Below are 23,979 nucleotides of genomic sequence, written 5' to 3'. Positions count from 1 at the left end.
CGACAATCACTTCGTGTCGTGCGACGCGGATCAGCGCAGCCCGTCCGGACGGCGCACCGGGACCCCGAGGATCGTCACGTCGGGCGCGGCGAGGGTGTCGAGCCCCTCGGGCACGGGCGGGAAGCCGTCGGTGGGCACCGGTCCGACCCACACGCGCCACGTGCCGTCCACGTGGTGCACCGCGCCGTCCACCACGAGCGTCGCGCCGGCGGCGCCCTCGAGGGCGGCGACGAGCGGGGCCGCCGCGTCCGGGGGGACGAAGCCGACGATGACGTTGCGCCACACGAGCACCAGCCGCGTGTCCGCCCCGCGCTCGACCTGCAGACGTGCCGGGACGACCGTCGGTGCGGGTCGCGCGCCGAGGCCGAGGGCCTCGAGGACCGAGCGCTGCATCGCGGGCGCCTCGGCCGCGTGGAAGCCCGTCACGTCCACGTGCACCTCGGGCCGGCGTCGGAAGAGCACCACGCCCCCAGCATGCCACGGCGCGCCCGCCCCGGACCGGGAGCGCGGAGCCGGCCGCGGGTGCTCGCGTCGTCACCCCGGCGACCGGCGACTGGTCGTCGGCGGCAGGCCCTGCCGGAGTCAACTACCTTTCTCCCGTGAACCAAGCGGAGATCGGGCCGGACGTCCCTCGCGGCGTCGTCAGCCATGAGGTACCGGAGCTCCTGCGCAACGACGTCCGGCTGCTCGGTGAGCTGCTCGGGCGGGTGCTGCGCGAGGCGGGCGGCGAGGACCTGCTCGCGGACGTCGAACGTCTGCGCGAGCTGGCGATCGCGTCGCACAGCGAGCCGAACGGGCACGCGCTGGCCGAGGCGGAGCAGCTCGTGGCCGGGTTCGGCCACGAGCGGGCCGAGCAGGTGGCCCGCGCGTTCACGTGCTACTTCCACCTCGCGAACCTCGCCGAGGAGTACCACCGCGTGCGCGTCCTGCGGGACCGCGAGTCGCGCCTGTCGCCGCACGAGCTGGCACCGGACGACTCGCTCCCGGCGGCGTACCAGCAGCTCGTCGACGAGATCGGCCCCGACGCGGCCCGTCGTCGCCTGCACGAGCTCGAGTTCCGGCCCGTGTTCACCGCGCACCCCACCGAGGCCCGCCGCCGTGCGGTGTCCCGCGCGATCCGGCGCATCGCCGAGCTCGTCGCGGAGCGTGACACCCTGCACATCGGTGGCACGACGCTCGCGGAGAACGAGCGCCGACTGCTCGCGGAGATCGACACGCTGTGGCGCACGTCGCCGCTGCGGGCCGAGAAGCCCACGGTGCTCGACGAGGTGGCGACCGTGCTGTCGATCTTCGACGCGACGCTCGCCGACGTCCTGCCGACCGTGTACCGGCGGCTCGACGACTGGCTGCTGGAGGACGAGGCCGGCACGACCGCGCCGACCGTCGCACCGTTCGCGCGGCTCGGCTCGTGGATCGGCGGCGACCGCGACGGGAACCCGAACGTCACCGCCGAGGTCACGCGCGCCGCCGCGGCCATGGCGTCGGAGCACGCGCTCGACGCGCTGCTCGTGTCCGCCCGCCGCACGGCCGACGGCCTGACGCTCGACGCCGCGGGGACGCCGCCGTCGACCGAGCTCAGCGCGCTGTGGCAGCGGCAGCGCTCGCTGTCCGACGCGATCACGTCGCGCATCGCGGACGCCGCACCGAACGAGCCCCACCGCCGTGCGCTGCTCGGCATCGTCGAGCGCGTCGCGGCGACCCGCCGGCGCGACGCCGACCTCGCCTACGCCGGCGCCGACGAGCTCGAGGCCGATCTGCTCATCGTGCAGGAGTCCCTGCGCGCCGCCGGTGCGCACCGCGCGGCGTTCGGCGACCTCCAGCGGCTCGTCTGGCAGGTCCAGACCTTCGGCTTCCACCTCGCCGAGCTCGAGGTGCGCCAGCACTCGCAGGTGCACGAGGCCGCGCTGGCCGACATCGAGGCCCACGGCGTCGACGGCGAGCTGCAGCCCATGACGGTCGAGGTGCTCGACACGTTCCGCGCGCTGGGCACCGTGCAGCGCCGCCTCGGCGTGAAGGCGGCGCGGCGGTACATCGTGTCGTTCACGCAGTCGCCGGAGCACCTGGCCGCCGTCTACACGCTCGCGGACCTCGCGTTCGGCGGGCCCGAGCACGCGCCGGTCATCGACGCGATCCCGCTCTTCGAGACCTTCGCCGACCTGCAGAACAGCGTCGACATCCTCGAGGCGGCCCTCGAGCACCCGCGCGTGCAGGAGCGGCTGGCCGCGAACGGCCGCCGCGTCGAGGTCATGCTCGGCTACTCCGACTCCTCCAAGGACGTCGGACCGCTGTCGGCGACGCTCGCGCTGGACGACGCGCAGCGGCGCATCGCCGAGTGGGCTCGGCGGCACGACATCGTGCTCACGCTGTTCCACGGCCGCGGGGGCGCCCTGGGCCGCGGTGGCGGCCCCGCCAACCGCGCGGTGCTCGCGCAGCCGCCGGGCTCCGTCGACGGCCGGTTCAAGCTGACCGAGCAGGGTGAGGTCATCTTCGCCCGCTACGGCGACCCCGACATCGCGGCGCGGCACATCGAGCAGGTCACGGCCGCGACGCTGCTCGCCGACGCGCCGAGCGTCGTGCAGCGCAACGACACCGCGGCTGCCCGCTTCGCGGACCTCGCGGCGCGCCTGGACGTGGCGTCGCGCGAGCACTTCCACCGGCTCGTGCGCGCCGACGGGTTCCCCGCGTGGTTCGCCCAGGTGACGCCGTTGGAGGAGCTGGGTCTGCTGCCGATCGGGTCCCGCCCCGCGCGGCGCGGGCTGTCGGTCTCGTCGCTGGACGACCTGCGTGCGATCCCGTGGGTGTTCTCCTGGTCGCAGGCGCGGATCAACCTCGCCGGCTGGTACGGCCTGGGCACGGCCCTGGAGGCGGTCGGCGACGCCGAGGCGCTGCGCGTCGCCTACGCGGAGTGGCCGCTGTTCGCCACGATCATCGACAACGTCGAGATGTCGCTCGCCAAGACCGACGAGCGGATCGCGGCCCGCTACCTCGCGCTCGGTGACCGCGACGACCTCGCGCAGCTGGTGCTCGACGAGCTGCGGCGCACGCGTACCTGGGTGCTCGCGGTCACCGGCAGCACGGGTGTGCTCTCGCGGCGGCGGATCCTCGGGCGCGCGGTGCAGCTGCGCAGCCCGTACGTCGACGCGCTGTCGCTGCTCCAGCTGCGCGCGCTGCGCGGACTGCGCACGGGCGAGCCGAACGAGTCGGCGGACGACCTGCGTCGCCTGCTGCTGCTCACCGTCAACGGCGTCGCCGCGGGTCTGCAGAACACCGGCTGACGGGCCTCGCCACGACGGCGCCCGGCGGTCCGCTGCCGGGCGCCGTCGCACGTCCGGCGCCGATCCGTCCGGCCGGCGCGCGCGGCGTCAGCGTGCGGGGACCGTGCGCGTCGCGGCCCAGGCCCGTAGCGCGGCGACGCGCTCGGCCATGACCACCGCGAGCGGCCGGGTGGCGCGCAGCTCGCCGAGCACGGTCGCCGCGTCGAGCTCCTGCCCGTGCGCGTGGGCCAGGTAGGTCGCCGCGACGACCGCCTGCTCGATCTCGGCGCCGGAGAACCCCTGCGACGCCGCGACGAGCGGACCGAGCGCGTCCCCGGGGAGGTCCAGGCCGCGTCGCGCGGAGTGCAGCCGCAGCAGCCCGGCGCGCGCGTCCTCGTCGGGCAGGTCGACGAAGAAGAGCTCGTCGAACCGGCCCTTGCGCACGAGCTCGGGCGGCAGTGCGGAGATGTCGTTCGCGGTCGCGGCGACGAACACGCGCGAGCGGCGCTCCGCGAGCCACGTCAGGAGCGTGCCGAGCACGCGCCGCGCCGATCCGGCGTCGCCGTCCCCGTCGCCCGCGACGGCCTTCTCGATCTCGTCGACCCACAGCACGCACGGTGCGAGCGCGTCGGCCGCTGCGAGCGCGTCGCGCAGCCGCCGCTCCGACTCGCCCACGTACTTGTCGTGCACACCTGCGAGGTCCAGGCGCAGCAGCGGCACCCCGAGGATCGCCGCCGCCGCCCGCGCCGCCAGCGACTTGCCGCAGCCCTGCACGCCCACGAGCAGCACGCCACGAGGCGCGTCGAGGTGCGGTGCGGACCCGTCGAGGGCCGGGCGGCGCAGCAGGATCCACCGCACCACGGCGTCGAGCCCGACGACGTCACCGGGCGAGACGGTCGCGTACTCGTACGACAGCACGCCGTCGGCGGCGAGGGCCTCGAACCGTGCGCGCTCGACGACGGGCACGTCGCGGACCGTCAGTGCGCCGTCGTCGACCACGGCGCCGTGCGCGAGGCGCGCGACGTCGGCGCGGGACAGCCCGGCGAGCCGCGCCACGAGGACCTCGCGGGCGTGCGGGTCGACGTGCGGCACGCGACCCGTGGCGTTCGCCCAGGCGGCGACGGTGCGGTCGACGACGAGGGCGCGCTCGGCGGCGGTCGGGAAGGTCACCGGCAGCCGCACCGCGAGGTGCTCGAGCTCGCGCGGCAGCCGCAGTGCGTGCGAGACGAGCACGAGCGTGCTGCGCAGGCCGAGGGGCCGCTGGGCGGCGTCCTTGAGCAGGCGCACGACCACGGGGTCGTCGAGCCAGGGATGCAGATCGAGCAGCACGTACACGGCCGGTGCGACACCGTCGACGATCGAGCGCAGCAGCGTCGGCGGGTCGCTGTTGTGGAGCTGGGACCCACCGAGGTCGACGTCGAGCCGCCGCAGGCCGTCGGTGACGCTCCAGCGGAAGACCGGCTGCGGCGCGCGCCCGCCGGCGGGTCGACCCGCGGCGCGCAGCACGAGCTCGACGGCGTCGGCCTCGTCCGTGGTCTCGAGCACGACGATCGGCGTGCGTGCCGCCAGGAGCGCGGCGAGGTCGTCACGGGTGGGTTCGGGCGTCACGCACGTCACGCTAGCGTCGCGCGGGCGCCGACCGGCCCCGCCCGGTGGCGCCGACACCAGATCCACCCGCACGCCGCACGCCCGGCCGTCCCGCGCGCCGCGGGACGGCGACCCGCCTCAGGCCGGCAGCGAGACGACCGCGGGCACCGGACCGCCTGCGGCGAGCAGGTCGAGCACCATCCGCTCGTGCGGCACGACGGGCTCGGGCAGCAGGTGCAGAGGGAACCAGCCCATGGCGTCGGCGCGGTCGGCCTCCCGCAGCGCGGGCTCGCCGTCCCACGCGGTCACCTCGAAGAACACGTCGAGCCGCTGCTCCACGGCGGGACCACCGCGCTCGAACCGGTGCAGCGCGGTCACGGGTCGCAGCGCCACGGGATCGACGCGCACCCCCGCCTCCTCGGACGCCTCGCGGACAGCGGCCTCGTGCACGGACTCGCCGGGGTCCACGTGCCCGGCGACGACCGCCCAGCGCCCGTCCATGTAGCCCGTGCCGGCGCGCCGCTGCAGCAGCACCTCGTCGCCGTCCGGTCCGGGACGCCGCAGGACCACGTACGCGGCCGCGACGAGCAGCGAGCGTCCCCCGAGGTGGTCGTCCGGGGCGTACCTGTCGTGTGGCGGGGGCATGCGGGCGAGTCTGGCACGCGACCAGGTCCTCGCGGCGCGTCAGCATGCCGCGTGCAGGATCTCCCACACGTGCCCGTCGGGGTCGCGCACGGCGCGGGCGTAGAGCGAGGCGGCCTCCTGCGGGGCGCGCACCTCTGCGCCACCACCGGCGACGGCCGCCTCCGCCATCGCGTCGACCTCGGCGGGCGAGCGCGCGCCCAGGCCGAGCAGCGTGACGCCGTCCGCACGGTGCGTGACGGCGGCCCAGCGGTCGCGGCGCAGCAGCATCACACGGACCGCGCGCGAGACGAGGACGCACGCGGCGTCGTCGTCGCCGGAACCCGCGTCCACGGTGAACCCGAGCCCCGCGTAGAACGCCCGCGCGACGGCGAGGTCGCGGACCGGGAGACTGACGAAGATCACGCGGTCCACGGGCGCTCCTGCCGGTCGGGGGCACCCGTGACGACCCGCGCCGCGGCCGAGGCTCACCGGGGGTTCACGATGTCGGTGGCCGCGTCTACGGTCGTGGTGTGACCACGACCACACCCGCCACCACATCCGCCACCGCGTCCGGGTCCGTGTCCGTGGCCCCGGCGACGGGCGCCGCGGCTCCCGCGGGTGAGCTGGCCGAGGACCAGTTCGAGCAGCGGCTGGCCCCGATGCGGCGCGAGATCCTGGCGCACTGCTACCGCATGACGGGCTCGGTGCACGACGCCGAGGACATGCTGCAGGAGACGTACCTGCGCGCCTGGCGGGCGATGCGGGGGTTCGAGAACCGCTCGTCGCTGCGCACGTGGGTGTTCCGCATCGCCACCAACGCGTGCCTGACGCACCTCGAGGGCCGGCGCCGCCGGCCGCTGCCGACCGGGCTCGGGGCGCCGGCGGCCGACCCACGCCACGAGCCGCGCGAGGACCACGGCACCCCGTGGCTCGAGCCGCTGCCGGACGCCCTGGTCTGGGCCCAGCCGCCCGTGGACCCGGCCGAGACGGCGGTGCACCGTGACTCGGTGCGCCTCGCGTTCGTCGCGGCGCTGCAGCACCTCACGGCCCAGCAGCGAGCGGTCCTGCTGCTGCGTGACGTGCTCGCGTGGTCCGCGGCAGAGGTCGCCGACGCGCTCGACCTGTCGGTCGCCGCGGCGAACTCCACGCTGCAGCGCGCCCGCGCCCACATGGCGAACGTCAAGGACGTCACGCCGCTGGAGCCCACCGACCCGCGCCACCAGGAGCTGCTCGCGCGCTACGTCGCGGCGTTCGAGGCCTACGACGTCGCGGCGATCGTGGAGCTGCTGGCGACCGACGTCGTGTGGGAGATGCCGCCGTTCCCGGGCTGGTACGCGGGGCCGCAGGCCGTGGGCGAGCTGATCGGCACGTGGTGCCCCGCGCAGGTACCCGGAGACATGCGGATGGTGCCGACGCGCGCCAACGGCCTGCCGGCGTTCGCGCTGTACATGCGTGGCGAGGAGGGCCGCCACCGCGCGTTCCAGGTGCAGCAGGTGACGGTCACCGCGGACGGTGTGGAGCACGTCACGGTGTGGTTCGGGGAGGACCTCTTCACACGCTTCGGGCTGCCGGTCGAGCTGGCCTGACGCGCGCCGGGTCGCCGGCGTCAGGACGACCACGAGCCCGGACCTCCGGCGTCCCGGGGGGCCGGGCGCGCGCAGAGAGCCGGGCTCGCGGTCGACGGAAGGGGTCAGGCGGCCGGGTTCGACGCACCCGAGCGGCGACGGCCACGGCCGCCGCGGCGACGCCGCGACCCGCCCGGCGCGTCGGCGGCCTCGCGGCCGACCGCCGGTGCCGGGGGCCGGGACTCCGGGCTGCGCGACGCGTCGGGACCGCCGGACGTCCACACCACCGCGGGGCCCGCGGGGCGCGTCGCCGCACGCGTGCCGGCGCGGCGACGCGCGGTACCGTCGCCCTGACCTGCGGTACGCGCAGCCGGGTCCTGCGCCGACCGGCCGCGACCGCCGGCGTGCGAGTCCGGGGCGCCGACGTGCGTCGAGCCGGTACGTGCACGGCTCCGGTCCCGCCCGGCGTCCCGCTGACCGCCCGCGCGCTGACCACTCGTCCGCTGACCACCCGTCCGCTGACCGCCGGTGCGCCCGGGACCGGCGGTGGCGCTGTCGTCCGCCCTCACCGCCACCGTCGTCGTCGGGGCAGGCGTCCCGCCGTTGTCCGCCGGGACCGTGCCCGGGGCGTCGGCCAGGCGCCGCACGAGCGCGTCGCCGGGCGCGACCGCGACCGGTGTCACCCGGATCCCGGCGGCGCGCGTCATCGCACGCACGTCCCCGCGCTGCTCCGGCAGCTGGATCGTGAGCACCGTGCCCGACGCGCCGGCGCGGGCCGTGCGGCCCGAGCGGTGCAGGTACGCCTTGTGCTCCGCGGGCGGGTCGACGTGCACCACCAGCTCGACCTCGTCGACGTGGATGCCGCGGGCCGCGATGTCGGTCGCGACGAGCACGCGCGCCTCGCCCGACGAGAACGCCGCGAGGTTGCGCTCGCGGGCGCCCTGACCGAGGTTGCCGTGCAGGTCCACCGCGGGGATGCCCGCCAGCGTCAGCTGCTTCGCGAGCTTCTTCGCATGGTGCTTGGTGCGCATGAACAGCACGCGCCGCCCCGAGCCCGCGGCGAGGGTCTCGACGACGGCCTTCTTCGCGGCGGCGTCGGCGACCTCGAGCACGTGGTGCGTGCTCGCGACGGCGGTCTGCGCGGCGGGATCGACGGCGTGCTCGACGGGCGACGTGAGGTACCGGTCGACGAGCGTGCCGACGCCGTTGTCGAGCGTCGCCGAGAACAGCAGACGCTGACCGAGCGTCGGCGTGCGGTCCAGCAGACGGCGCACGACCGGCAAGAATCCGAGGTCGGCCATGTGGTCGGCCTCGTCGAGCACGGTGATCTCGACGCCGTCCAGCGTCACGAGGTTCTGCCGCAGCAGGTCCTCGAGACGGCCGGGGCACGCGACGAGCACGTCGACACCGCGGTCGAGCGCGGTGACCTGCCGGGACTGCGCGACGCCGCCGAAGACGGTCGTGGTGCGCAGACCGGCGGCCCTGGCGAGCGGCGCGAAGGTCGCGTCGATCTGCGTCGCGAGCTCGCGCGTGGGGCACAGCACGAGCGCCCGGGGACGCCGGGGGCGGCGCTGCGTGGTGGACGCCGCGAGACGCGCCACGACGGGCAGCGCGAACGCGAGCGTCTTGCCCGAGCCGGTGCGGCCGCGACCGAGGACGTCGGCGCCGCGCAGCGTGTCCGGCAGCGTCGCCACCTGGATGGGGAAGGGGGTGATGATCTCCTGGGCCGCGAGCGCGCGGACCAGGACCTCGGGCACGCCGAGGTCGGAGAAAGTCGTCAAGGGATGGTGCCTCTCTGGGGCCGTGACAGCCGTCGGGTCGGGGTCCGCCGCACGATGCCCGGGGGGACTCCACGACGCGGGCGTGCGGTCGATCGCACTGCCTCTGTGGGACAACTGTCTCACACGCCGCGTCCGGCGACCTCGTGGATGCGTGTCGGTGCAGGTCAGCACGGTGCGTGCCGTGCGGGCGCCGGGTGAGTACGGTGGGCGCTGGCGGCCACGGGGGCCGCCGGTCACAGGTGGGCGGCCATGAGCGACACGGGCAACGGCGACTTCGAGTTCGAGCGGCGGTTCCTCGCGCGCGACGTGCCCACGGAGCTGCTCGACCCGGCGCCCGCGCTGATCGTGCAGAGCTACTACCTCGCGGACGCAGGGTACGCGCTACGGGTCCGGGCGCAGGCGTCGTCCGTCGCGGGTGTCGACCTGGCGCTCGACGAGGTGGCGTTGCTCGAGCGGTACGCGGACCGGGTCGACTTCTGCGCCGTCACGGTCAAGGGCCCGATGGTGGGCGGGACGAGGTACGAGGCGGAGCGCGAGCTCGACCCGCTCGTCGCTGTCGAGATGGTGCGCCGCGGTGGGGCGCGGGTCGCCAAGGTGCGGCACTCCGTGTGGCTGGGCGAGGACGGCTGGGTCGTCGACGTGTTCGCGGGCGCGAACGCACCGCTCGTCGTCGCCGAGGTCGAGCGCGGCGGCCCGGTCACCGACCTCGCGATCCCCGACTTCTGCGTGACCGAGGTGACGGCGGACCCCAGGTTCGCGAACGACGGGCTCGCGCACGCGCCGTTCGGCTCGTGGGCCGCGGCGTGGGACGCGGAGCTGGCGCGCCGCGGGCCGACGTTCCTCGAGGGCTTCGGGCACGACCACCGCATGACGGGGTTCTGACGGGCGCGGGCCGTGGTGGACGCCGGACCCGGTACCGACGTCGTGCCTGCCCGTGTCAGCCCGCGCCGTGACCCTGCGGCACTCGCTCGTCGTCACGCACCGGGCCGGGCGGCGTGCCGTCGCCGAACGGCCGGCCACCCAGCGCCTCGCGCCCGTGGGGCGCGAGCCACCCGCCCAGCAGAGGGCCCCGCGGCACGATGCCCGACGGGTTGATGTCGCGGTGGACCTCGTAGTAGTGACGCTTGATGTCGACGAAGTCGACCGTGTCGCCGAACCCGGGGGTCTGGAACAGGTCGCGGGCGTACGCCCACAGGGCGGGCATCTCCGTGAGCCGGTTGCGGTTGCACTTGAAGTGCCCGTGGTACACCACGTCGAAGCGCACGAGCGTGGTGAACAGCCGGACGTCCGCCTCGGTGATCGTGTCGCCCACGAGGTACCGCCGGCCGGTCAGCCTGTCCTCGAGCCGGTCGAGGCCGGCGAACAGCCGGTCGTACGCGCGGTCGTACGACTCCTGCGAGCCGGCGAACCCGCAGCGGTAGACGCCGTTGTTGACGTCACGATAGATCTCTTCGGCGACCTCGTCGATCTCGTCGCGCAGCGCGTCGGGGTACAGGTCGGGGGCGCCGGCCCGGTGGTGCGCGGTCCACTGCGTCGTCAGGTCGAGGGTGATCTGCGGGAAGTCGTTGGTGACGACGGCACCCGACGGCACGTCGACGATCGCCGGCACCGTGATGCCGCGCGGGTAGTCCGGCTGGCGGCGCACGTACGCGTCTCGCAGCCGCTCGATCCCCAGCACGGGGTCGACACCGCCGGGGTCGAGGTCGAAGGTCCACGACCGCTCGTCGTGCGTCGGGCCGCAGATCCCCATCGACAGCGCGTCCTCCAGGCCCAGCAGGCGACGCACGACGACGGCGCGGCTGGCCCACGGGCACGCGCGCGACACCACGAGGCGGTAGCGGCCGGGTTCGACGGGCCAGCCGTCGCGCCCGTCGGTGGTGATGCGGGTCGTGAGGTAACGCGTGTCGCGCTCGAACTCGGCGCCGGGCGTGGAGTACACGCCGGGGCGGTCGTGGGCGCTGCGGCCGTCGGTGGGCGGGGCGGGGGACTCGTCCATCATCGGATGATGCCTCGCCGGCGGCGTCCGTGCAGGTCGCGGCACCCGTCCGGCGCTGGCTGCGGGGCGATCCCTCCCGGGTTGCACCGGTTCGTGGGAGGCGCGGCCGTGCCCGACCTGCCTACAGTGGCGGACCGCGGCGAGCCCGCCGTCCGACCGTCGGGGAGGGTGCACGGCATGCAGGACGTCCACCGCGCGCGACGGCGCGCGACGGCGGCGACGGGCGCTCTCGTCGTCGCGCTGCTCGCGGCGTGCACGTGGGGCACGGACCAGACACCGACGAGCACGCCGGCGGTCACCGCGACCCCCGCTCCCTCACCGGTGAGCGCCGCGCCCGGCACGCCGCCGCCAGCGTCCGTCGTCGTGGGCGGCGACGCGCAGGCCGCGCTCGCGACGTCCGCAGCGCTGCTCACCTCGGCGCCGGTCGCAGTCGTGGCGCCGGGCGGGGACACGGCGGCCGTGCTGACCGCGTCCACCGCGGCCGTGGCGACGGGTGCGCCGATGCTGCTGACCGGTGACGGGGTGGAGGTGGCCGATGAGCTCGGGCGTCTCGGCACGCAGCACGTGCTTCTCGTCGGCGACGTCGCCCAGGAGGCGGTCCCCGCGGACGTCGTCGCGGTGCGCACGCCCGCGGGTGCGGACGCCGACACGCTCGCAGCGGTCGTCGGGCACGATCTCGGCGACGTCGTCGCGGTGGCGCCCGGCGGCGAGGCCGCGGCCGTGCGCGCGCTCGCGCGACCGCGTCCTGCGGTGCTGGTGGCCGCACCGGCACCGGCGGACGACGCGGCCGTCGGCGACGCGCCCGCCGACGGTGCCGCCGCACCGACCTCCGACGCCCCCGGGAGGACCGCGACGGACGCCACGGCCGCAGCGGGCCGCGGTCCGAGCGGCCCGGCGTCGCTGCCGCCGACGTCACCGGTCGCGGCCGAGGGCGTCGTCGTGTTCGTCGACTCCACGCTCCCGCTCGCCGCCGTCGCCACCGCCCGCGCCCTGGACGTCGAGGTCCTCGACGTGCCCGGCGGAGACCCGAGGGCGACGTCGGGAACCGTGCAGGCCGTCGCGGCCGCCGCGCCGACGGCCGTGCTGGCGTTCGGCGAGAGCTTCGGCACGCCCGAGCGGCTCGCCGCGCGCACCGCGACCGCGCGCACCGGCGTCGAGCTGCCCGGCGGCGGCCAGCTCGTCTTCCCGACCGCGCCCGGGCTGCCCGGCACGAAGTACGTCGCCCTCTACGGGACGCCTGGCTCGTCCGCCCTCGGCGTGCTGGGGGAGCAGGACGTCCCGGCGACGGTCGCGCGTGCCGAGCAGCACGCCGCGCCCTACCGCGCGCTGACCGGCGACACCGTGGTCCCCGCGGTGGAGATCATCGCGACGATCGCGTCCGCGGGGCCCGAGCCCGACGGCAGCTACTCGCGCAAGCGGGCTGTGGCCGACCTGCGTCCGCTCGTCGACGCGGCGGGCGCAGCCGGCCAGTACGTCGTGCTCGACCTGCAGCCCGGACGCCAGGACTTCGTCACGCAGGCGCAGGCGTACGCCGAGCTGCTCGCTCTGCCGCACGTCGGTCTCGCGCTGGACCCGGAGTGGCGGCTCGCGCCCGACCAGGTGCACCTGCGCCAGATCGGCACGGTCGGCATCGACGAGGTCAACGCGACTGCCGCGTGGCTCGCACAGCTCACGCGGGACAACGCGCTGCCCCAGAAGATGTTCGTGCTGCACCAGTTCTCGCTGCGGATGATCGGCGAGCGTGAGCGGCTCGACACGTCGCACGACGAGCTCGCACCGCTCATCCACGTCGACGGGCAGGGCAGCCAGCCCGCGAAGGCCGGCACGTGGGCGACGCTGCGCAACGGCGCACCGCCGGTGCACTGGGGCTGGAAGAACTTCTACGACGAGGACGTGCCGATGCTCGACCCCGTCCAGACGTACCAGGTGCAGCCCGTGCCGGACCTCGTGACGTACCAGTGACCCTGCCCGGACGCCGCGCCCGGGCCGCGGCCCCCGGCTAGCGTGGCCCGGTGACCACGAGCTCCTCGTCCGGCGTGCGCGTCGGCGTCCAGATCCAGCCCCAGCACGCCGACTACGCCCAGATCCGCGACGCGGTGCTGCGCGCCGAGGACCTCGGCGTCGACGTCGTCCTCAACTGGGACCACTTCTTCCCCCTCAGCGGCGACCCGGACGGCAAGCACTTCGAGTGCTGGACGATGCTCGGGGCGTGGGCGGAGCAGACGAGCCGCGTGGAGATCGGCGCGCTCGTCTCCTGCAACTCGTACCGCAACCCCGAGCTGCTCGCCGACATGGCGCGCACCGTCGACCACATCAGCGGCGGCCGGCTGATCCTGGGCATCGGTGCGGGCTGGTTCGAGCGGGACTACACCGAGTACGGGTACGAGTTCGGCACGGCGGGGTCGCGTATCGCGGACCTCGCACAGGCGCTGCCGCGGATCCGGGCACGCTGGGCGGCGATGAACCCGGCGCCGACGCGCGACATCCCCGTGATGGTCGGCGGCAGCGGTGAGCGCAAGATGCTGCGGATCGTCGCCGAGCACGCGGACGTCTGGCACTCCTTCGGCGACGTCGAGACGCTGCGCCGCAAGAGCGCGGTCCTCGACGAGCACGGGGCGGCGGTCGGACGCGACACGGCGTCGCTGGTCACCCGGTCGGTCGGCGTCGACGGCGCCGACCCGCGCGAGGTCGGCGACGCGCTGCTGGACGCCGGTGCCCGGCTGCTGACGCTCGGCGTCGACGGGCCGGACTACGACCTGTCGACGGTGGCGCAGTGGGTCCGCTGGCGCGACGCCCTGGAGCGCTGACGGTGCCCGCACCCCGCCGAGTCGACCCCGGGTGGCCCCGCGGGTGAGACTCGCGCCGCCGACCTGCGACGACGAGGCCCGCGCGCGCAGGCGCGCCTACGCTCGGACGCGATGACCGGACCGACCACGCACGCACCGACCTCTCGTCGGCACGTGCGGATCCTGCGCGGGGCGGCCCGCACCGCGCGGGCCGCCCGTCGGTGGCGCCCGCAGCGCGGGTGGCGCCCGTTCGTCGGTGTGGTGCTCGCGGGCGTGCTCGTCGCGCTCCTGTTCGGTGTGACCACCGCGTCGGTCGAAGCGGCGCTGGGCCCGCACGTCACGCGCTACGACGTCACGACGGACGCGACCGTCACCGTCGACTTCGGCCCGCTCGGCACGCTCCAGGTCGACTCGCCGCTGCCGGCGACGCTGGGTGTGCGCGCCACCGTCAAGGAGATCCCGGCGGACGTCACCGAGCTCGGGCAGGCGCGCACCCTCGAGGCTCTCAGCGAGGACCTCAGCGCGTACGTCGCGTTCTTCTCCGGGCCTGCGGCTGCCGTGCAGGACGTCGCGTTCGCGCTGGTCCGGGACGCGGCGCTGCGGTCCGTCGGAGCCTTCGCGGCGCTGCTGGCCGGGTGGCTGCTGCTGCGCCGGCTGCTGGGCCCCGACCGTCGGCACGAGCTCGTCGACCGGCTCGCGGTGCACGCCCGCCCGCTGTGCGCGGCCGGTCTCGCGGTCGTGCTCGGGGGCACCGTGCTGACGTCGAGCGTCGCACCGGGCGACCGACCGCAGGCGCGGCAGGCCGCCACCGCGGTCTTCGAGGGCACGCCCCTGGCGGGCGCACGTGTGACCGGGCGGCTCGGCGGTGTCATCGACACCTACGGCACGTACGCGGTCGACGCGTGGCGGCAGAACGAGGACTTCTACCGCGGCGCGCAGGACGCGCTGGTCGTCGCGTGGCAGGACTGGGAGAACGACGTCGCGCACCGCGCGACCCTGCGCGCGCAGCAGGACGCCGTCGCGCGTGCCGCGGCCGAGCGTGCCGCCGCGGCGCAGGGACCCCGTGAGGCCGAGGGCGGGGACGTGACCGTCGACGACGAGGTCGCCGAGGAGCCGTCCGCTGCGGACGGGGCCGACGCGTCGGGTGCGGACGTCCCCGACGCGCAGGCGCCGGCCGCGCCGCCCGGCACGGCCACCCCGTCCCCGAGCCCTCGCGGCGAGCCCGTCGATCCCGTGGTGCTCGTCGTCGTCTCCGACCTGCACTGCAACGTCGGTATGGCCCCGCTCATCGGGCGGCTCGCGGAGCTCGCGGACGCCGACGCGGTGCTCGACGCGGGCGACACCACGATGAACGGGACGTCCGTCGAGCAGTACTGCGTGACGTCGTTCGCGCGCGCCGTGCCCTCCGGCGTCGCGCTCGTGACCTCCCCGGGCAACCACGACTCGCGGGAGACCACCGCGAACTACGCACGCGCGGGAGCGACCGTGCTCGACGGGTCGGTCGTCGAGGTCGCCGGGGTCCGCATCCTGGGCGACAGCGACGCGAGCGCGACGCGCGTCGGCGCCGGCGGCACCGCGTCGGCCGGTGCGGAGACGCCCGCCGAGGCCGGGCGCCGCCTCGCGGACGTCGCGTGCGACGACGGCGACGTCGACCTGCTGCTCATCCACACGCCTGCCGTCGGCGAGCAGGCGCTCGACACCGGGTGCGTGCCCGCACAGGTGTCGGGGCACTACCACCGGCGGCTCGGTCCCGAGCAGGTCGGGCTCGGGGTGCGGTACGTCTCGTCGAGCACGGCCGGGGCCACCCTCAACCAACCCACCGTGGGGCCGCTGCGCGGCGTCGCCGAGATGACGGTGCTGCGCTTCGACCCCGTGCAGCGGCGCGTCGTCGAGCACCAGCTCGTGCGCGTCGCGCCCGACGGCTCGGTGACGGTGGACACACCCCGTCCGTGGCCGCGTCTGCAGGTCCCCGGCTTCGCGCCGGACGTCGAGGGGGGGCCGACGGTCGAGCCGACGGCGGACGACGACGTGCCGGCCGGCGACGCCGCAGGGATCCTCCCTGACGGGATCCTGCCCGACGGGATCCTCCCCGACGGTCCCGGCCCCGACGCGGACGAGGGCTGAGTCTGCCCGCGGGGACCGGATGAAGTGCCCGATCCGCCCTTGCGGGCACCGCGCGGCCGGTGGTCGCCTGGGACGGTGCGCACGCGCCCGGCACACGGCATGCGCGGCGCACGCCGGGGGGAGTGCACGTGCGACGTGTGGGGGCCACGGTCGTGGCAGCCGTGCTGGCGTCGGCCCTCGCGGTGCCCGCGGCCGCCGGACCGGGCGAGGACGTGCTGCGCCCCGGCGAGCAGCTCGCGCCGGGCCAGGCCCTGCTCGCCGCCGGCGGCGGTCACGTGCTCGTCGTGCAGCCGGACGGCGCGCTCGGCCTGTACGCGGTCACGGGCGACGTGACCGACGCGATCGTGCGCTGGTCCTCCGGCCGCGGCGTGGCCGGCGCGACGCTCGTCGCCGACGCGTCGGGGGACGTACGCCTCGTCGCCCCCGACGGCGCCGTGCTGTGGAGCACCGGCACGGTGGGCTCGGGCGGCGCGCTGCGGTTGCGCGACGACGGCGAGGTCGTCGTCGAGGCGGCGGACGGCACGGCCGTGTGGGGGAGCGGCACGGCGCTGGCGCCCTCGGTCCTCGTGGGCCCCGGCAGGATCGCGGGGGACGTCGTGCTGTCGTCGCCGGACGGGCGCCACCTGCTGCACGTCGACCCGGACTCCGGTGTGCAGCTGCGCGGACCCGACGGCACCGTGCGGTGGGCGCCGCCGGCCGGCGACGGCGCCGAGGCCGACCCGGCGGTCGCCCTCGAGCTGCGTGCGGACGGCAATCTCGTGGCGGTGGACGCCGACGGCGACCCCGTGTGGCGCAGCCGCACCGCGGGGCGCGGGGCGGTGTCGCTCCTGCTCCAGGACGACGGGAACCTCGTGCTGCTCGGTGCCGACGGTGCGCCCGTGTGGGACGCGGGCAGGCCCATCGGACCCTCGGGGCTCGATGCGACGGGTGCGCTCGCGGGCGAGGCGTCGCTCGGCTCGCCGTCCGGGCACCTCGGTGTGCGCGTGACGGCGGGTGCGCTGGTCGCGACGTGGGACGGCGCGCCGATCTGGTCGTCGTCGACCGTCGGGGGCGTCACCGCGCGCGTGCAGGAGGACGGTGACCTCGTGCTCCTCGACGCCGCCGGTGCGGCCGTGTGGCGGTCCGGCACCGCCGGCCGGCCGGGGGCGCGGCTCGTGGTGGAGGAGAGCGCGGTGCTGCTCGTCGCCCCCAACGGCGAGGTGCTCTGGCAGGTCGCGGTCCCGGAGGCGCTCGTGCCGACGGGCGTGCAGCCGACCGACTGCGACGACGTCGACGGGCCGGTCGCCGCCGGCGACGTGGTACGCACCCGCAGCGGCATCGTCGTCCACCCGTGCCTCGCCGAGGCCCTGGACGCCATGGTGGCAGCGGCGCGCGCCGACGGCATCGAGCTGCACGGGGGCGGGTGGCGCAGCCCCGAGCAGCAGGTCGCGCTCCGGCGTGCGCACTGCGGGCCGAGCGACGCCGACGTGTACGACAAGCCGGCCTCCGCGTGCCGACCGAGCACCGCGCGGCCCGGCAGCTCGCGGCACGAGCGCGGCCTCGCGGTCGACCTCACGTCCGGCGGGCGGTCCCTGACCGCGGGTTCGGCGGCGTACGCCTGGCTCGTCGAGCACGCGGGCGCCTACGGTCTGGAGAACCTGCCGGGCGAGCCGTGGCACTGGAGCGTCGACGGGTCCTGAGCCCTCTACCCTGGGTGACGTGTCCACGAGCGCTGCCACCCTGTCCGCGGTGAGCCAGGACTACCTCAAGGTCATCTGGGGTGCGCAGGAGTGGTCCGACGTCCCCGTGACCACCAAGCTCCTCGCGAGCCGCCTCGGCGTCGGTCCGTCGACCGTCTCCGAGACGGTCAAGCGGCTCGCCGACGCGGGCCTGGTGTCGCACCGGCCCTACGGCGCCGTCGAGCTCACGGCCTCCGGACGCGCGCACGCCGTCGCGATGGTGCGGCGCCACCGCCTCCTCGAGACGTACCTCGTCGAGAAGCTCGGCTACGGCTGGGACGAGGTCCACGACGAGGCCGAGGTGCTCGAGCACGCGGTGAGCGACCGCTTCGTCGAGCGGGTCGCGGACCTGCTCGGCCACCCGGACCGCGATCCCCACGGCGACCCGATCCCGGCGGCCGACGGCACGGTCCACCTGCCCGACGCGCACGTGATGTGGCGGGTCGCGACGGGGGAGTACCGCGTCGCGCGGATCTCCGACGCGGACCCCGAGCTGCTGCGCTACCTCGAGGGCGTCGGGCTCGTGCTCGACGCGCACGTGACGCTCGTCGAGCGGCGCGCTGTCACCGGCGTCGTGAGCGTGCAGGTCGCCGGGCGGGCCGACAGCGTCGAGCTGGGCGAGGTCGCGGCGAGTGCGATCTGGCTGTCCGCGCGGGACTGAGCCGGGCACGACCGGCCCGGGGCGCGACCGGCCCGGGGACGACCGGCCCGTGCGGCCCGCGGCACGCGGCCCGGTCGGCCGGCCGCTCAGCGGCGACGCGTGCCGAAGATCGTGCGCGTGATCTCCCTGCCGAGCTGCGTCCCGGCCGAGCGCAGGAAGCTGTCGAGAGGCTTGCTGACCCTCGAGCGCGACCGCGTCGTCGTGCGGGCGCTGCGCTGCTCGTCCTTCTCCTTCCGTGCCGCCTCCTGCTGTGCCTCCTGCTCGGCCGCGGCCTGCGCCCGCGCCGTCTCGGAGCGCGCCATGCGGGCGGTCAGCAGCTCGTGCGCGGACTCGCGGTCCACCGGGCTCGCGTACCGGGCCGCGCCGGAGGAGGCCGCGATCGTCGCCTGCACGGTGCTCGCCGGCGCGGGCGCCATCGACGCGCGCGGCGCGTACAGCCGGGTCCACGCGACGGGCGTCGGTGCGCCCTTCTCGCTCAGGACCGTGACGACCGCCTCACCGGTGCCGAGCTGCTGCAGCACCTGCTCGAGGTCGTAGTCCGACGAGGGGTACGTACGCGCCGCGGCGCGCAGGGCCTTCGCGTCCTCGGGCGTGAACGCGCGCAGCGCGTGCTGCACGCGGCTGCCGAGCTGCGCGAGCACGTCGGCCGGGACGTCCTTCGGGCTCTGCGTGACGAACACGATGCCGACGCCCTTGGAACGGATGAGTCGCACGGTGCGCACGACCTCGGCGAGGAAGTCCTTCGACGCGTCCGTGAACAGCAGGTGCGCCTCGTCGAAGAAGAACACCAGGCGGGGCTTGTCGAGGTCGCCGACCTCGGGCAGCACCTCGAACAGCTCGGCCAGCAGCCACATGAGGAACGTCGAGAACAGCGCCGGACGGTCCTGCACCGCGGGCAGCTCGAGCGCCGAGACCACGCCCCGGCCGTCGGCCGCGGTGCGCAGCAGGTCGCTCACCTCGAACGCCGGCTCGCCGAAGAACGCGTCGGCGCCCTGACCCTGCAGCGCGACGATCTCCCGCAGGATCACACCTGCGGTGGCGGACGAGAGCCCGCCGATGCCCTTGAGCTCGGCCTTGCCCTCGTCGCTCGTCAGCCACTGGAGCGTCGTGCGCAGGTCGGCCAGGTCGAGCAGCGCGAGGCCCTGCTGGTCGGCCCAGTGGAACACGAGCCCGAGGCTCGACTCCTGCGTGGCGTTCAGGCCCAGGACCTTGGCGAGCAGCAGGGGCCCGAAGTCCGTGACGGTGGTCCGCACGGGCACGCCGTCGCCCAGCCCGCCCAGCGCGTAGAGCTCGACCGGGAACGCCGTCGGCGTCCAGTCCTGGCCCAGGGCGGTGGTGCGCGCGAGCAGCTTCTCCGAGGACGCGCCGGCCTCGGCCAGCCCGGTGAGGTCGCCCTTGACGTCGGCGACGAAGACCGGCACGCCGGCGGTGCTCAGGCCCTCGGTCATGAGCTGCAGCGTGCGGGTCTTGCCCGTGCCCGTCGCGCCGGCGACGAGCCCGTGCCGGTTGAGCATCCCGAGGGGCAGGCCCACCCGGGCGGCGCGGACGGGGCTGCCGTCCTCGAGCAGCACGCCCAGCGGCAGCACCGGGCCCTCGAACGTGTACCCCGCGGTGACGGTGCGCGCGAGCACGGAGGTGGCGTCCGCCGGGGCCGTCGGCGCCTCGGGGGCGGGTGACGCCGCCGTCCCCCCCGTGTGCGACGCCGGCCCGGCGTCCGACGTGGGGGCAGCGCCGGGTGCGGTACCGGCGGTCTGGCGAGCGGCCGCGAGCTCGGCGGCCGCGGCCGCGGCCGCGGCCTGCGCCTCCGCGGCCTGCGCCCGCGCCTCGGCGGCGTCGGCGGCGGCCCGCGCGGCCTGGGCCTCGAGCTCGGCGAGGCGCGCGGCCTCCGGTGTCTGCTGCGTGCTGTCGGCCATGGGTCGCATCCTAGGGACGCGGGGGGCGGTGCGGACATGGGCGCCGCCTCGCGTCGGTACGATTCCCCGGTGAGCGACCAGTCCCCGACCCCGGCCCCCGACGACGTCCCCTTCCGCTACACGGCCGCCCTCGCCGAGCAGATCGAGCTCCGCTGGCAGGACGAGTGGGAGAAGCGCGGCACGTACTTCACGCCCAACCCGGTCGGCGAGCTCACCGACGGCGAGGGGCGGCACGCCGACCCCGCGGCACGCCCGTTCTTCGTCATGGACATGTTCCCGTACCCGTCGGGCGCAGGGCTGCACGTCGGGCACCCGCTCGGCTACATCGCCACGGACGTCGTGGGCCGGTTCCGACGCATGTGCGGCGACAACGTGCTGCACGCCCTGGCGTTCGACGCGTTCGGCCTGCCCGCCGAGCAGTACGCGGTCCAGACCGGCCGGCACCCGCGGGTGACCACCGAGGCGAACATCGAGATCATGCAGCGCCAGCTGCGTCGTCTCGGCCTGGCCCACGACCCGCGCCGCTCGTTCGCGACGATCGACCCCGACTACGTCCGCTGGACGCAGTGGATCTTCCTGCAGATCTTCGAGTCCTGGTACGACGAGGACGCGGTGCGCCCCGACGGCGGCACCGGGCGGGCGCGGCCGGTGTCCGAGCTGGTCGCCGAGTACGAGGCCGGCACCCGCGCGCTGCCCACGGACGTCGAGGGCGTCGAGCCCGGTGCGACGTGGACCGACCTGGATGCGGCCACCCGCCGCCGGGTCGTCGACTCGCGCCGGCTGGCGTACCTGTCGCAGACGCCCGTCAACTGGGCGCCCGGCCTGGGCACCGTGCTGGCCAACGAGGAGGTCACGGCCGACGGCCGCTCCGAGCGTGGCAACTTCCCGGTGTTCCAGCGCAGCCTGCGCCAGTGGAACATGCGCATCACGGCGTACGCCGACCGCCTGACGGACGACCTGGACCGCATCGACTGGCCCGAGAAGGTCAAGGCGATGCAGCGGCACTGGATCGGCCGCTCGACCGGTGCACGCGTGCGGTTCGCCGTGCAGGGCGGGGAGCAGCTCGAGGTGTTCACGACGCGCCCCGACACGCTGTTCGGCGCCACGTTCCTCGTCGTCTCGCCCGAGCACCCGCTGCTGGACGAGGTGCCGGCGCAGTGGCCCGACGGCACGTCGAGCGCCTGGACGGGCGGGCACTCCTCGCCGACGGACGCCGTCGCCGACTACCGCCGCGAGGCCGCCGCGAAGACCGCGCTCGAGCGGCAGCAGGACGCCGGCCGCAAGACGGGTGTGTTCACCGGCCACCTGGCGACCAACCCGGTCAACGGCGAGCTGCTGCCGGTCTTCACGGCGGACTACGTGCTCATGGGCTACGGCACGGGCGCGATCATGGCCGTCCCGGGCGGTGACGAGCGCGACTTCCAGTTCGCCCAGGCCTTCGGGCTGCCGGTCGTGTACACCGTGGACGCGCCCGAGGGCACCGCCCCCGGCGCACGCACCGGCGACGGCGCGATCATCAACTCCGCCAACGACGAGGTCTCGCTCGACGGCCTGGACGTGCCGACGGCCAAGGAGCGCATCGTGGCCTGGCTCGAGGAGCACGGCGTCGGGGAGCGCACGATCACCTACCGCCTGCGCGACTGGCTGTTCAGCCGCCAGCGCTACTGGGGCGAGCCGTTCCCCGTCGTCTACGACGAGGACGACACGCCCATCGCGCTGCCTGCCTCGGCGCTGCCCGTCGAGCTGCCCGAGGTGCCGGACTTCTCGCCGCGCACCTACGACCCGGACGACGCGACCTCCGAGCCCGAGCCGCCGCTGGGCCGCAACACCGACTGGCTGTACGTCGAGCTCGACCTGGGCGACGGCCCGAGGCGCTACCGCCGCGACGCCAACACGATGCCCAACTGGGCGGGCTCGTGCTGGTACCACCTGCGCTATCTCGACCCGCGCTCGGACGACGCGCTGGTCGACCCCGCCCTCGAGGACTACTGGATGGGCCCCGGTCACGGGACGCAGGCCGAGGGCTCGACGGGCGGCGTCGACCTGTACGTCGGCGGGGTGGAGCACGCCGTGCTGCACCTGCTGTACGCGCGCTTCTGGCACAAGGTGCTGTACGACCTGGGCCACGTGCGCAGCGCCGAGCCGTTCCACAAGCTGTTCAACCAGGGCTACATCCAGGGGTACGCCTACACCGACGAGCGCGGCGTGTACGTGCCCGCGGCCGAGGTCGTCGAGGACGAGGCGTCGCCGACCGGCTTCCGGTGGAACGGCGAGCCCGTCCACCGGGAGTACGGGAAGATCGGCAAGTCGCTGAAGAACGCCGTGTCGCCCGACGAGATGTACGAGGCCTACGGCGCCGACACGCTGCGCGTCTACGAGATGTCGATGGGTCCGCTGGACCTGTCGCGGCCGTGGGAGACGCGCGCCGTGGTCGGTGCGCAGCGGTTCCTGCAGCGGCTGTGGCGCAACGTCGTCGACGAGACGACCGGCGAGCTGGTCGTGACCGAGGACGCGCCGTCGACCGAGACGCTGCGGGTCCTGCACCGCACGATCGAGGGTGTGCGCGAGGACATGGAGGGCATGCGGATCAACACCGCGATCGCCAAGCTCATCGTCCTCAACAACCACGTCACGACGCTGGAGCGCGCGCCGCGTTCCGTGGTCGAGGCGCTGGTCGTCATGACGGCACCCGTCGCACCGCACATCGCCGAGGAGCTCTGGGCGCGGCTGGGCCACGAGCGGTCGGTCGTGCACGCCACGTTCCCGCAGGCGGACCCGCAGCATCTGGTCGAGGAGACCGTGACCTGCGTGTTCCAGGTGCAGGGCAAGGTGCGCGGCCGCGCGGAGGTGGCGCCGTCGGCGGGCGAGGACGAGCTGCGCGAGCTGGCGCTCGCCGACGCGGGCGTCCAGCGCGCGCTCGCGGGACGTGACGTGCGGACCGTGATCGTCCGCGCGCCGCGGCTCGTCAACGTGGTGCCGGCCTGACCGGCGCCGCGACGCCGCCCGCACCACGCGTCGCGGTCGTCACCGACTCCACCGCGGCCCTGCCGCCCGCGCTCGCGCGCGCGGCGGGGCTGCAGGTCGTGCCCCTCGACGTGAGCATCGACGGGGCGAGGTACTCCGAGGGCGTCGACGTCACGCCCGAGCAGCTCCTGCACGCGCTCGAGCGTGGCGCCAAGGTGACGACCTCGCAGCCGCCGCCGTCGGCGTTCGCGGCCGCCTACGAGCGGGCGGCCGAGGCCGGCGCGCACGAGATCGTCTCGGTGCACCTGTCGGGCGAGGTGTCGGGGACCGTGCGATCGGCCCGCACGGCCGCGACGGTCAGCCCCGTGCCCGTGCGCGTCGTGGACTCCCGGACCGCGGCCCTCGGCCTGGGGTTCGCGGCGCTCGCCGCCGCCCGCTGCGCCGGCACGCCGCTCGAGCGGCCGCCCGTGACCGACGAGCCCGACGACGGGGTGGGCGGCGCCGTGCGCCGTTGGGTGACGCGCCGCGTGCACCGCGGCGGACCGGCACCGGTGTGGCCCGACGCGGCGGAGGTCGCCCACGTGGCCGCGTCGGTCGCCGAGAGCGCCCGCGTGTGGTTCCTCGTCGACTCGCTGGAGCACCTGCGCCGGGGCGGCCGGCTCGGGACGGCGGCCGCGGCCCTCGGCACGGTGCTCGGGCTGCGGCCGATCCTGGCGGTGCAGGACGGTCGGCTCGTGGTGAGCGAGAAGGTCCGGACGCGGCGCGCCGCGCGCGAGCGACTCGAGCAGCTCGCGCTGGTCGAGCTGGCGGAGCGTCCCGGTGCGCGGGTCGCGGTGCACCACGTGGGTCCGTCGGACGTCGCCGAGGAGGTGGCGGCGCACGTCGCCGCGGGCGCCGGGGTCCCGCTCGAGGACGTGCTGGTCGCGGACGCGGGGGCCGTGCTCGCCGCGCACGTCGGCCCCGGGCTGCTGGCGGTCGTCGTCTCCGACGGCTGACCGGCCGGCCG

17 protein-coding genes are annotated in these 23,979 nt (G+C 75.6%); 10 read left to right on the top strand and 7 right to left on the bottom strand.

Features of this window, described 5'->3' with window-relative positions:
• Nucleotides 1–30: 30 nt before the first annotated feature.
• Nucleotides 31–465, bottom strand: coding sequence for a hypothetical protein (locus tag CFLA_RS11380; RefSeq protein WP_245530238.1), 435 nt, complete (start codon nucleotides 463–465; stop codon nucleotides 31–33).
• Nucleotides 466–599: 134 nt separating this feature from the next.
• Between CFLA_RS11380 and CFLA_RS11375 the strand changes: the two genes are divergently transcribed.
• Nucleotides 600–3,275, top strand: a complete 2,676-nt coding sequence (locus CFLA_RS11375; RefSeq protein ID WP_013117473.1) for a phosphoenolpyruvate carboxylase — start codon at nucleotides 600–602, stop codon at nucleotides 3,273–3,275.
• A gap of 87 nt (nucleotides 3,276–3,362) precedes the next feature.
• On the opposite strand, the gene CFLA_RS11370 is transcribed toward CFLA_RS11375, so the two are convergent.
• The 3 genes from CFLA_RS11370 to CFLA_RS11360 form a co-directional block, all read right to left on the bottom strand.
• Nucleotides 3,363–4,862: an AAA family ATPase gene (locus tag CFLA_RS11370; RefSeq protein ID WP_013117472.1), complete on the bottom strand. Its 1,500-nt coding sequence runs from the start codon at nucleotides 4,860–4,862 to the stop codon at nucleotides 3,363–3,365.
• Between the two features lie 117 nt (nucleotides 4,863–4,979).
• Nucleotides 4,980–5,486, bottom strand: coding sequence for an NUDIX hydrolase (locus CFLA_RS11365; protein ID WP_013117471.1), 507 nt, complete (start codon nucleotides 5,484–5,486; stop codon nucleotides 4,980–4,982).
• A gap of 39 nt (nucleotides 5,487–5,525) precedes the next feature.
• Nucleotides 5,526–5,897, bottom strand: a complete 372-nt coding sequence (locus CFLA_RS11360; RefSeq protein WP_013117470.1) for a VOC family protein — start codon at nucleotides 5,895–5,897, stop codon at nucleotides 5,526–5,528.
• A 98-nt stretch (nucleotides 5,898–5,995) separates the two neighbouring features.
• Here CFLA_RS11360 and CFLA_RS11355 point away from each other — a divergent pair, with 98 nt between their 5' ends.
• On the top strand, nucleotides 5,996–7,051 hold the full coding sequence (locus tag CFLA_RS11355; RefSeq protein WP_245530237.1) for a sigma-70 family RNA polymerase sigma factor: 1,056 nt from the start codon (nucleotides 5,996–5,998) through the stop codon (nucleotides 7,049–7,051).
• 104 nt (nucleotides 7,052–7,155) lie between these two features.
• On the opposite strand, the gene CFLA_RS11350 is transcribed toward CFLA_RS11355, so the two are convergent.
• Nucleotides 7,156–8,811: a DEAD/DEAH box helicase gene (locus CFLA_RS11350; protein WP_013117468.1), complete on the bottom strand. Its 1,656-nt coding sequence runs from the start codon at nucleotides 8,809–8,811 to the stop codon at nucleotides 7,156–7,158.
• Nucleotides 8,812–9,060: 249 nt separating this feature from the next.
• Between CFLA_RS11350 and CFLA_RS11345 the strand changes: the two genes are divergently transcribed.
• Nucleotides 9,061–9,693: a CYTH domain-containing protein gene (locus tag CFLA_RS11345; RefSeq protein WP_013117467.1), complete on the top strand. Its 633-nt coding sequence runs from the start codon at nucleotides 9,061–9,063 to the stop codon at nucleotides 9,691–9,693.
• A gap of 55 nt (nucleotides 9,694–9,748) precedes the next feature.
• Here the strand turns inward: CFLA_RS11345 and CFLA_RS11340 are convergent, their stop codons facing one another.
• A complete protein-coding gene (locus CFLA_RS11340; RefSeq protein ID WP_013117466.1) occupies nucleotides 9,749–10,810 on the bottom strand; it encodes a glutathione S-transferase family protein in 1,062 nt (353 codons plus the stop codon).
• 174 nt (nucleotides 10,811–10,984) lie between these two features.
• On the opposite strand from CFLA_RS11340, the gene CFLA_RS11335 reads away from it, so the two are divergent.
• The 5 genes from CFLA_RS11335 to CFLA_RS11315 all read left to right on the top strand — a co-directional run bounded on the left by CFLA_RS11335 (nucleotide 10,985) and on the right by CFLA_RS11315 (nucleotide 18,096).
• Entirely contained in the window at nucleotides 10,985–12,769 is a 1,785-nt protein-coding gene (locus CFLA_RS11335) for a hypothetical protein (protein ID WP_013117465.1), read from the top strand.
• A 50-nt stretch (nucleotides 12,770–12,819) separates the two neighbouring features.
• On the top strand, nucleotides 12,820–13,614 hold the full coding sequence (locus CFLA_RS11330; protein WP_013117464.1) for an LLM class F420-dependent oxidoreductase: 795 nt from the start codon (nucleotides 12,820–12,822) through the stop codon (nucleotides 13,612–13,614).
• A 111-nt stretch (nucleotides 13,615–13,725) separates the two neighbouring features.
• A complete protein-coding gene (locus tag CFLA_RS20670; RefSeq protein ID WP_013117463.1) occupies nucleotides 13,726–15,717 on the top strand; it encodes a metallophosphoesterase family protein in 1,992 nt (663 codons plus the stop codon).
• A 128-nt stretch (nucleotides 15,718–15,845) separates the two neighbouring features.
• Nucleotides 15,846–17,396 (top strand): D-alanyl-D-alanine carboxypeptidase family protein, encoded by a 1,551-nt coding sequence (locus CFLA_RS19055; protein ID WP_013117462.1) that lies wholly within the window; start codon nucleotides 15,846–15,848, stop codon nucleotides 17,394–17,396.
• Nucleotides 17,397–17,415: 19 nt separating this feature from the next.
• Nucleotides 17,416–18,096: a metal-dependent transcriptional regulator gene (locus CFLA_RS11315; protein ID WP_013117461.1), complete on the top strand. Its 681-nt coding sequence runs from the start codon at nucleotides 17,416–17,418 to the stop codon at nucleotides 18,094–18,096.
• An 86-nt stretch (nucleotides 18,097–18,182) separates the two neighbouring features.
• On the opposite strand, the gene CFLA_RS11310 is transcribed toward CFLA_RS11315, so the two are convergent.
• The gene (locus CFLA_RS11310) at nucleotides 18,183–20,009 is read right to left on the bottom strand and encodes a helicase HerA-like domain-containing protein (protein WP_043599005.1); all 1,827 of its coding nucleotides are present in this window, start codon (nucleotides 20,007–20,009) and stop codon (nucleotides 18,183–18,185) included.
• Nucleotides 20,010–20,045: 36 nt separating this feature from the next.
• On the opposite strand from CFLA_RS11310, the gene leuS reads away from it, so the two are divergent.
• Complete coding sequence (gene leuS / locus CFLA_RS11305; protein ID WP_013117459.1) at nucleotides 20,046–22,994, top strand: leucine--tRNA ligase; 2,949 nt, start codon at nucleotides 20,046–20,048, stop codon at nucleotides 22,992–22,994.
• On the top strand, nucleotides 22,991–23,968 hold the full coding sequence (locus CFLA_RS11300; RefSeq protein WP_043599002.1) for a DegV family protein: 978 nt from the start codon (nucleotides 22,991–22,993) through the stop codon (nucleotides 23,966–23,968). The genes leuS and CFLA_RS11300 overlap by 4 nt, the downstream gene beginning before the upstream one ends.
• Nucleotides 23,969–23,979 lie beyond the last annotated feature (11 nt).

Source organism: Cellulomonas flavigena DSM 20109 (assembly GCF_000092865.1).
Taxonomy (GTDB): domain Bacteria; phylum Actinomycetota; class Actinomycetes; order Actinomycetales; family Cellulomonadaceae; genus Cellulomonas; species Cellulomonas flavigena.
The sequence above is the reverse complement of the archived record's forward strand: the minus strand, read 5'-3'. Positions and strand labels throughout refer to the sequence as shown.

Bases quoted from the DNA above. Each gene is read 5' to 3' on its own strand.
- CFLA_RS20670 (WP_013117463.1), top strand. From the start codon at position 13,726: ATGACCGGACCGACCACGCACGCACCGACCTCTCGTCGGCACGTGCGG.
- CFLA_RS11365 (WP_013117471.1), bottom strand. From the start codon at position 5,486: ATGCCCCCGCCACACGACAGGTACGCCCCGGACGACCACCTCGGGGGA.
- CFLA_RS11340 (WP_013117466.1), bottom strand. From the start codon at position 10,810: ATGATGGACGAGTCCCCCGCCCCGCCCACCGACGGCCGCAGCGCCCAC.
- CFLA_RS11310 (WP_043599005.1), bottom strand. From the start codon at position 20,009: ATGGCCGACAGCACGCAGCAGACACCGGAGGCCGCGCGCCTCGCCGAG.
- CFLA_RS11345 (WP_013117467.1), top strand. From the start codon at position 9,061: ATGAGCGACACGGGCAACGGCGACTTCGAGTTCGAGCGGCGGTTCCTC.
- leuS (WP_013117459.1), top strand. From the start codon at position 20,046: ATGGGCGCCGCCTCGCGTCGGTACGATTCCCCGGTGAGCGACCAGTCC.
- CFLA_RS11335 (WP_013117465.1), top strand. From the start codon at position 10,985: ATGCAGGACGTCCACCGCGCGCGACGGCGCGCGACGGCGGCGACGGGC.